6 protein-coding genes are annotated in these 8,060 nt (G+C 40.2%); all 6 read right to left on the minus strand.

Annotation, left to right across the window (positions count from 1 at the left end; genetic code table 11):
• Positions 1-19: 19 nt before the first annotated feature.
• The 6 genes from L1077_RS25750 to L1077_RS25775 all read right to left on the minus strand — a co-directional run bounded on the left by L1077_RS25750 (position 20) and on the right by L1077_RS25775 (position 7,980).
• The gene (locus tag L1077_RS25750; protein WP_237139635.1) at positions 20-1,411 is read right to left on the minus strand and encodes a sensor histidine kinase; all 1,392 of its coding nucleotides are present in this window, start codon (positions 1,409-1,411) and stop codon (positions 20-22) included.
• Positions 1,408-2,073 carry a response regulator gene (locus L1077_RS25755; RefSeq protein WP_063361712.1) on the minus strand — a complete coding sequence of 222 codons (666 nt, stop codon included), beginning with the start codon at positions 2,071-2,073 and terminating at the stop codon, positions 1,408-1,410. Before L1077_RS25755 ends, L1077_RS25750 begins: the two co-directional genes overlap by 4 nt.
• A gap of 19 nt (positions 2,074-2,092) precedes the next feature.
• The gene (locus L1077_RS25760; RefSeq protein ID WP_237139636.1) at positions 2,093-5,119 is read right to left on the minus strand and encodes an efflux RND transporter permease subunit; all 3,027 of its coding nucleotides are present in this window, start codon (positions 5,117-5,119) and stop codon (positions 2,093-2,095) included.
• On the minus strand, positions 5,112-6,182 hold the full coding sequence (locus L1077_RS25765; RefSeq protein WP_237139637.1) for an efflux RND transporter periplasmic adaptor subunit: 1,071 nt from the start codon (positions 6,180-6,182) through the stop codon (positions 5,112-5,114). Before L1077_RS25765 ends, L1077_RS25760 begins: the two co-directional genes overlap by 8 nt.
• Positions 6,172-6,912, minus strand: a complete 741-nt coding sequence (locus tag L1077_RS25770; RefSeq protein ID WP_237139638.1) for a MipA/OmpV family protein — start codon at positions 6,910-6,912, stop codon at positions 6,172-6,174. Before L1077_RS25770 ends, L1077_RS25765 begins: the two co-directional genes overlap by 11 nt.
• A 297-nt stretch (positions 6,913-7,209) precedes the next feature.
• Entirely contained in the window at positions 7,210-7,980 is a 771-nt protein-coding gene (locus L1077_RS25775) for a hypothetical protein (RefSeq protein WP_237139639.1), read from the minus strand.
• Positions 7,981-8,060: the final 80 nt, after the last annotated feature.

Raw genomic sequence — 8,060 nt, forward strand, 5'->3', positions numbered from 1 at the left:
AGCTAAACTCCTTTAAATGCTATGAAACATGTATATTTTCCACCCTATCATAAAAATATACATGGAAGGTAGCTCCGCCTAGTTCATTGTTACATTCAACGTCAATTTTTGCGTTATGCGCGAGCGTTACTTCGTGTACGATGGCTAAGCCTAAACCACTGCCAGTTAAAGTTGATTGCTCCTTTCTCCAAAAACGTTCAAACAGCTTAACTCTGTCTTCTTCTTTTATGCCAGGTCCTGAATCTTTCACAGAAATCCTGTCATGCGCAACTTCAACAATAATATTTGCGCCTTCGTCTGCATGCTTAAGCGCATTTTCTAACAGATTTTTGAGCATAATGATTAGGGCTGCTTGGTCGCCAATGACAGTCGCATTTTTATCAACTTCTTCGAGCGCCAATTCTTTTTTATATGTGAGTGTTAATGGGCCCAGCAACATACAAACATCTTTTGCGACATCAGATATATTCACTGGTTTATGCAAATAGCTATTTTGATTTTGTGCTCGTGATAAATCTAGTAGCTGTTCAACGACACGCGTCATATATGAAATATCACCCATTAGCTCACAGCCAATTTTTTCTGGTACATTTGCTAATTCTAGGCGTGTGCGAAGTACAGCAAGCGGAGTCTTTAATTCATGTGCTGCGTTTGCCACAAATCGTTTTTGCTCCTTGAAGCCTTTTTCGACGCGCTCCATGGTGTCGTTAAGTGCATTCACAAGCGGTAGCATTTCGCTTGGGACACCTTTTTTATCAAGTCGTCTATCAAGTTGAGAGGGCTCTATGCCATCTAATTGTTCAGCCACATTGTTAACGGGCTTGACGACCGCCTTAATAGAGACATAGCCAACACATATAAATATTAAAAAAGCGGCAATCATTGTCAGTGTGAGCACTTGGCCTAGCATAGGCAATACAGCTTCATTGGCAAGTTCGCCAATTAGGTCGTCTCTCGCTAAGTCGACATATAAGTCTTTTCCCTGTAAAGTCACCGAAAATCTGTATCTGTCAATACCATTTAAAAATGAGTAACCTTCAGGTAAATCTAACGGAAGAGCCAGTAGGGCAGCAGATGTTTCCAAGTGCTCGTTAGAAGTCAGGATCACACTATTCGTTGCACGGTCGATAACCTTAAATGCAAGGTTGTTAAACAGTGCGTCATAGCCCCATTTTTTTGCCATGTTTGTGGATGAATATATTAACGTGCCCTGCTCATCAAAATATAAGCTTTCGGGAATATCTTCTGCCATGCCATGCATACTTTTTTCTACCGCAATGTTGGCAAAGTTAATTGAAAACAAAAATAAAATTGCGCCGATGAGCGCAAATACGGCACCGCCCATCACACTAAATAGTATAAAGAGTTTGCGTGCTAGTGAGTCCTTTTTGGTAATGCCTGACTGGTTCATGACAAAATATATCCTATTCCTCGGATTGTTTTTATGTCTGTACTTGACCCTGCTTGTTCAAGTTTTTTTCTAATGCGGTGCATAGCCACTTGAATGGCATTGTCTGTGACTTCAAAGCCTAGTGCGTATATTGCGTCATAAATTGCATCTTTGCTGACGGTTAAACTAGCGTGCCTTATCATATATTCTAAAATTGCGACTTCAGTTTTACCCATATTGATATTTTTATCGTCGACCATAACGCGCCTTGCCTTACTATCTAAAGACACATTGCCTCTGGTTAATAGGTTACCTGAATACTCTACTGGCCTTCTTAAGATGGCACGTAGTCTGGCTTTTAATTCATCAATTGCAAAGGGCTTATTGAGATAATCGTCTGCTCCTAAATCCAGCCCTTTAATTCTGTCTTCGACGCCTCCTCGGGCAGTTAAAATAAGAATGGGAATTGGATTATCGGCGCCCCTAAGCTGTCTTATCACGTCAATACCATCTGTGTCTGGTAGCCCAAGATCAAGAACCAGCGCATCATACTGCCAGTTGTCAATCAGACTATTCATCTCACCTGCACTGTTTGCGATATCTGCCGCATGGCCATCTTGTAATATTGCTTGTTGAATAAACTCTGCAAGTTGTTGATTATCTTCTGTGATTAAAATGCGCATAGATTTAAATTGTCCTTTTTTATTGTTGTATATTAATTCGTTTTAAATGCCTTTTTGGATCAATTAACCAGTGCATACAAATTGGCATAACGAACAACATTATCAGCGTAGAGCTTATTAACCCGCCAATCACAGCCCAAGCAAGTGGTGGCCACAATGGGCTTTGACCAAATGTGAGGGGTAACATCCCGATAATTGTGGTGATTGTGGTTAAAATAATGGCCCTTAGCCTACTTGATATAGCAAGCTCAATGGCTTCAATCTTACTTTTTCCCTTTTTCATTTCTTCGATTGTTGAATCAATGAGCAAAATGGCTGTGTTAACGACAATCCCCATTAATGCGAGTATCCCGAGCAAAGACATGAATCCAAAAGGTATATTTACAAGTGAAAGCATAATCGGTGCGCCAATAGCGCCCATTGGGATACTTATCATTACCAGTGCGGTGAGCTTGTAAGAATTAAACTGTATCATGAGTGCAACGAATAACAGGATTAAGCCTGCCGGTAATGCCATGAGTAGCGCAGAATTTGCCTCTTCTGACTCTTCTAACTCACCACCAAATTCCATTTTAACGCTATATTTATTCGCTATTGTTTTGAGTTCTGGTTGTAATTGTTCAAGTACAGACTCTTCATCAAATCCAGCTTTAACATCTGCAAGTACTCGCAATTCTGTTCTGCCGTTTCGACGTGTTTCCACGGCAGCAGCCCCTGTAATTTGCGTAGAAACGAATGTTGAAATTGGTAAAAACTGATCATTATTTATCACTTGTAGTGACATTAAACGTTCTGCACTTTGTGACGAACTGGTGTCTTGTAATATCAGACTAACCGGTTCCGTCTTATATCTTAGGTCAGCCAACTGTAACCCGGTCCCCTGCCATGCGAAATAGCTTGCAAGTTCAGCCTCTGTCAAGCTAGATAAACTAAGGGACTGCTGATCAATTTTAAGATTTACATTCGCTACGCCATAGCTATAAGCTCTTCTGACATGCTGTGTGGCTTTATCTTTATTTACAAGCATGAAAATGTCTTCTGCCGCGCGTAAATTTGCAGTTGTATTGTTGCTTATCAGTCTTATTTCTATCGGGCTTTCAATCGGCGGACCTTGTCCAAGTTCTCTCGCAATGATGAGTGCTTCAGGAAAGTTCTGCGGTAAAAAAGTGTTAAGTCGTTCAACTATTTCTTTAAGGTTGATATTTTCTTCAACTTCGAAAACAACACGGGCGATGTGACTTTCTCCAGGCTGTTGCACTAAGTTGTAATAAAACCTTGGGCCAGATGAGCCACTAAAAGTCAGTGTTTGCGTGACAAACCCAAGCGTTTGAATGCTGTCACTGACTTCGTTCGCTACTTGTGTGGTTTTCGTAATGCTAGAGCCATAGGGTAATTGGATATCCACATAAGCTTGATTCCTATTGGTTTTTGGGAAAAACTCGCCATTAACTGCTGGTAGCAAGAATATCAGAGATAAAACAAAGGTGACTCCCGCTAATGTTGTTTTTTTCTTGTTTAATGAGAACTTTGCTATCTTGCTCCCCATCGATTGCAGCTGGTCATTTTTAAAGGTGTTTTTTGTATTATTTTTAAGGGTAAAGTTTGCCAAAATAGGTATAAACGCTAGCGCAATAATATAGCTAATACTAATGCAAAGGATCACTAGTACAGGTATGGTTGCGATAAAATCCGCGACGCTGCCCTTTGCTAATAACATAGGTAAAAATGCGGCAATTGTGGTAACTGTTGCAGTAGCGAGTGGTTTGTAAAGGGCCTTTACGGCTTGCTTACTTGCTTCTAATCGGTTTAGCCCTTGGTCAATTAGCTGTACAATCTTTTCTGCCATTACAATACTGTTATCAACCATTAGTCCAAGGGAGATGACCAAACCTGCGATGGTCATTTGATGAATAACGCCTTGTGCGGCAGTAAACAAACCCACTGCGATAAGCGTAATAGTCGGTATTGATATGACTACGATAACAGCTGTTCTCACTGACATGAGTAAAACCAGTACTACTGCAACCGCCAGACATCCTGTTGCCAGTGATGAGAGTAGATCTGTTTTTCGTTTTTGTGTCCACTTAGGTTGAAATAGTACTATCTCAGCTGGTGGCGCTGTGAATTGGTTGTTAAAGCGCTCTACAACTTGCTTTATTTGCTCCCCGACTGCGGTTACACGCACAGTATTTGCGGGTAAAGTCACGGCTAATCCAACCGCAGTTTTACCATTTACCATAAAGCGCTCAGGTGCAATTGGATTCGTTCGGTAGTAGATATCAGCCATGGTTGACATCTTGATAGGGCTTGCATCATCAAGTGTTATTTGGCTGTTAGCTATATCCTCTAAAGATTGTACTCTGCCAACAGCATTAGAGTTGGTTGCTAAACCTTGGTTTTCAAAGCTAATACCCGTTCCAGCAGTATTATTGAACCTTTGTGCAATCTGCATTGGGGAAATGCCAAACTCTGTCATTGCTTGCTGCGAATAGTCGATGACGATTTGTTCTTGCGGATCACCCACCAGTGTGACACTTCTAATTGCTGAGAGCTGTTCAAGTTCTGTTCTCAAATCGAGCGCAATTGCACGTTGACGCAATAAGTCATTTGGATTAGTAATTGCAATCACAATTCCTTGCGTGTCCTGTGCCCTGTCTACTAGTTGGATAGCAACATTAGGGATAGTTTGTTTTTGGTTGTTTACAGTATCTTTTATTCGCTCCCACACCGTGTCTGTTTCATAAATATGTTCGTGAAGTTCAATATCAATGGTGGCGCTGCCATTTTTGATTCTAGACTGGTAGTTACTTACCTCATCTATCTCGCTTATCGCTCGCTCTAGTGGGATCACCGCCGTATCTTTGAGCTGAGATATGGTCATGTTGCTGGCATTTAAAGTTATAAAACCATTGCGATATGGAAACTGAGGATCCTCTTGTTCATTGGCACTGAACCAGCCAGCGATCCCTACAGTGACTAAAATTGCAATCACCCCAAGGATAAGCCTTGGGCTTTGATACCATTTGAGAGAGGCTTTATCAGTCATTATTTTCCTCCAATACAGCCATTAGGTTTTTGCTTAGTGTTGGCTCAGGTGATGTGTCAAATTGAATCGAATCTAAATTTTCTTCTGCTGTGATCAATAAGTCACTCCCGCGAGTGCTCACAAGCTGAACATTATATTTGTTGTGTTCTTTATCTAGCATATAGACTTCGCCGTTTGGCATAAATCTAACAGCATTAGTATCAACCTGATAAACTGGCTTATTTGTAGATGCGATCCGTATTTGAGCTGTCAGACCTAGCAAGCTTTCACTCTTACCTTCAATTAACACTGAGACTTTAAATAACGATGGGCCATTTATCGACGGGATCGCTTTTTCGTTGATTTTTCCGTTTATCTTTCGGTTTAGGGTTGGAATAAAAATGGAGACAGATTGACCCATATTTAGAGTCAAAGCATCTCGTTCAGGTACCCAATATTCAACTTTAAATTTGCCAGACTCCTCGAATCGAATGATTGGACTTGATGAAGACACAAACTGCCCTTCTCTGGCGTAGAGTGACGCAACCACGCCATCCTGCGGTGCATAAATAGAGAATTCATCTAATGCATTGTTCGCTTGTTTTAACTGTGCTTCCATTTGCGTTACTGTGTCTTTTGCTATCCTAGCTGATTTTTCTGCCTGCTCTAATTGGGAAACTGAAGTCAATGCTTTATCGCGTAGATTCTTAATCCGCTCAAACTCACTTTGAGCTTCCTCAGCCGCTGCAATTGCAGCGCTGAGAACAGCTTCTTTTTCTATGACTTGGGTTGTTAAATTGGGTGAGTATAATCTGGCGATTAGTGTACCTTTGCGGACATATTGTCCTTCTCTAACAACGAGCTGTTCTATTCGCCCGCTATTAAAAAGCGCCATATCATAACCACGTTCACTTTGAACTTTTCCGTATAATATTTTAGTAGGCGCAGATACGCGCTCAGCTTGTGTCGTTGGCTGCACTATTATCTGTGCAACTTGCTTGGCATTCGTCTCACTACAAGCTGATGTAAATATCAGCACAAAAATAGTGGCTACGCTTGATAGCGCCTTGTGTTTAAAAGACATAAACGTACCCCAGTAAAAATTGGAAGGTACCAGACTTGTCTACCAGCGGTGAGTCTTTAACTGTGCTGTCAAAAGCGGTGTAACTCGCATCAGCTTTTATCATATGATTTTCACCAAAAAACCAATCACTGCTAATGCCGATTTCCATGTTGGTTGCGCTGTCTACTTCATAAAAAGATCTTGATGTAGTTGCTTCTGAGCGTTTTACACCATAGTAGTAGTTTGCCAGATCCTCACTTGTGAAATTAGCTGAAACGTAAGGCATAATGCGACCTTGCTTCACTCGCATTGGAATACCGTAGGAAAGGCTTGCCTCGTATCCCTCGTGAGTGCTCGACACATCATGAGTAAATTTGACGCCAAATTCACCAAAGTCAGTGTCAATTTCTGCTTCAAAGCCGAAATCGAAACTCATATCTCTGTCTTCCATGCCTGCAAACAATTCATCATCAGCTTGCTCATATCCGTCAAGTCTAAGCATACCGGTTGCAGCTATTTCAAAGTTTTCGCTTCTATAAAATGTGTAAGATGCGTATGGCCCTAATAATCTGAAGTCTCCATATTCAACTGCAATAGCCGGTACAAATTCTGTCTCACTGCCAACGCCTTTGTAACCTTCGTCCTGAATGATAATTGCGCCACCAATACCCAGTTTCAGCTCTTGTTCTTTTGCAAAAGAAGCTGTGCTGCAAGCAAGTGTCAAAGCGCAAAGGTATTTTGTTAGTTTCATGTGTTTTCCTTAATAGAGTATTTAAGCTTTAAAATTGGGTGTATTTGTTTCTACATGGCAAACAATAATCCAGGAAACTTTCTCGAAACTTACAAGGCTGTAATTTTTAAAAATAAATTTTTGAGGGTTAAAAAATGTCTTAAATACAGATGATTAATTTGAACTGATGAAATGCATTTATCTACCGATAACTCTATTTGGACCAGAAAATCGATAGACGCGACCAGAAACAAAAAAGCCCCAGCAAGTACTGGGGCCTTAGGTTAGGTGTATTTAATATTATTCTTAAATCACTATTTAACTTTGCATTTGTAGATGAACATATTGAGTATACTTATCATATTGACACTTAACTATTGCTCTAAGCTCTTCTTTACGCTCTTCAGAATCTAGCCAATTTGAACTGACAGATATTAATTCTTTCTCTAAGCCAAAATCCAAAATTTCTAGTGCGCGTTTATAGTCCTTTTCTAGTGTATATAATAAGCTAGCATATTGTGCAGAAGCAGCGGAGCTAAGACCAATTTCATCCATTCTTTGCTCACTTCTGCATAAGCCAGCCAACCTATCAGCCATATTGCTTATACTCATACTCTGCCACTCTGACTGAATAAAAAAATCAACTCCATTCACAATAATTGAACTTACTTCTTCAGTATTATCATTTTCAAGAGTAAACGTATGGACTGTTCCCGAAAAGTTTATACTCTTTAAGTATGTAATAAAGTTTATATTGCACAATCGTGCTTTCGTTTCTCTTACTTGTTCTGGAAAATCACGGAAATAAGGGTCACATTCCCAAAGCTGTAGGCCTCGCTTTATCTCACTCACTTTATCACTTTCAATTCCAAACTGAGGGCAAAAGTTAACCTTTCCGTTTTTTTTAGGGTTTGCACCGACAGACAATATAAATCTCAATTCACCTTTGACAAGGACAAAGTCCACAGTGCTTTTTTCTGAACACGTACTAATATCATTTTCAAAGCCTAAGTCAATTAACCTATTCTTTAATTCTAAGATAAAATGAGGTTGCGCTTCGCCCCAAAATTTTTTACTTAAACTTATCATACTCCAAGTCTTCTCTATTGAGATAAACAACCAACACAATCTGCATTTTCGCCTGTCGAAGGAGAAAATAATTAGATACA

Source organism: Pseudoalteromonas luteoviolacea (assembly GCF_021654285.1).
Lineage (GTDB): Bacteria > Pseudomonadota > Gammaproteobacteria > Enterobacterales > Alteromonadaceae > Pseudoalteromonas > Pseudoalteromonas luteoviolacea_J.

What these genes read in the sequence shown, in the direction of transcription:
- L1077_RS25750 (WP_237139635.1), bottom strand. Translation starts at nt 1,411, where the DNA reads ATGAACCAGTCAGGCATTACCAAAAAGGACTCACTAGCACGCAAACTC.
- L1077_RS25755 (WP_063361712.1), bottom strand. Translation starts at nt 2,073, where the DNA reads ATGCGCATTTTAATCACAGAAGATAATCAACAACTTGCAGAGTTTATT.
- L1077_RS25760 (WP_237139636.1), bottom strand. Translation starts at nt 5,119, where the DNA reads ATGACTGATAAAGCCTCTCTCAAATGGTATCAAAGCCCAAGGCTTATC.
- L1077_RS25765 (WP_237139637.1), bottom strand. Translation starts at nt 6,182, where the DNA reads ATGTCTTTTAAACACAAGGCGCTATCAAGCGTAGCCACTATTTTTGTG.
- L1077_RS25770 (WP_237139638.1), bottom strand. Translation starts at nt 6,912, where the DNA reads ATGAAACTAACAAAATACCTTTGCGCTTTGACACTTGCTTGCAGCACA.
- L1077_RS25775 (WP_237139639.1), bottom strand. Translation starts at nt 7,980, where the DNA reads ATGATAAGTTTAAGTAAAAAATTTTGGGGCGAAGCGCAACCTCATTTT.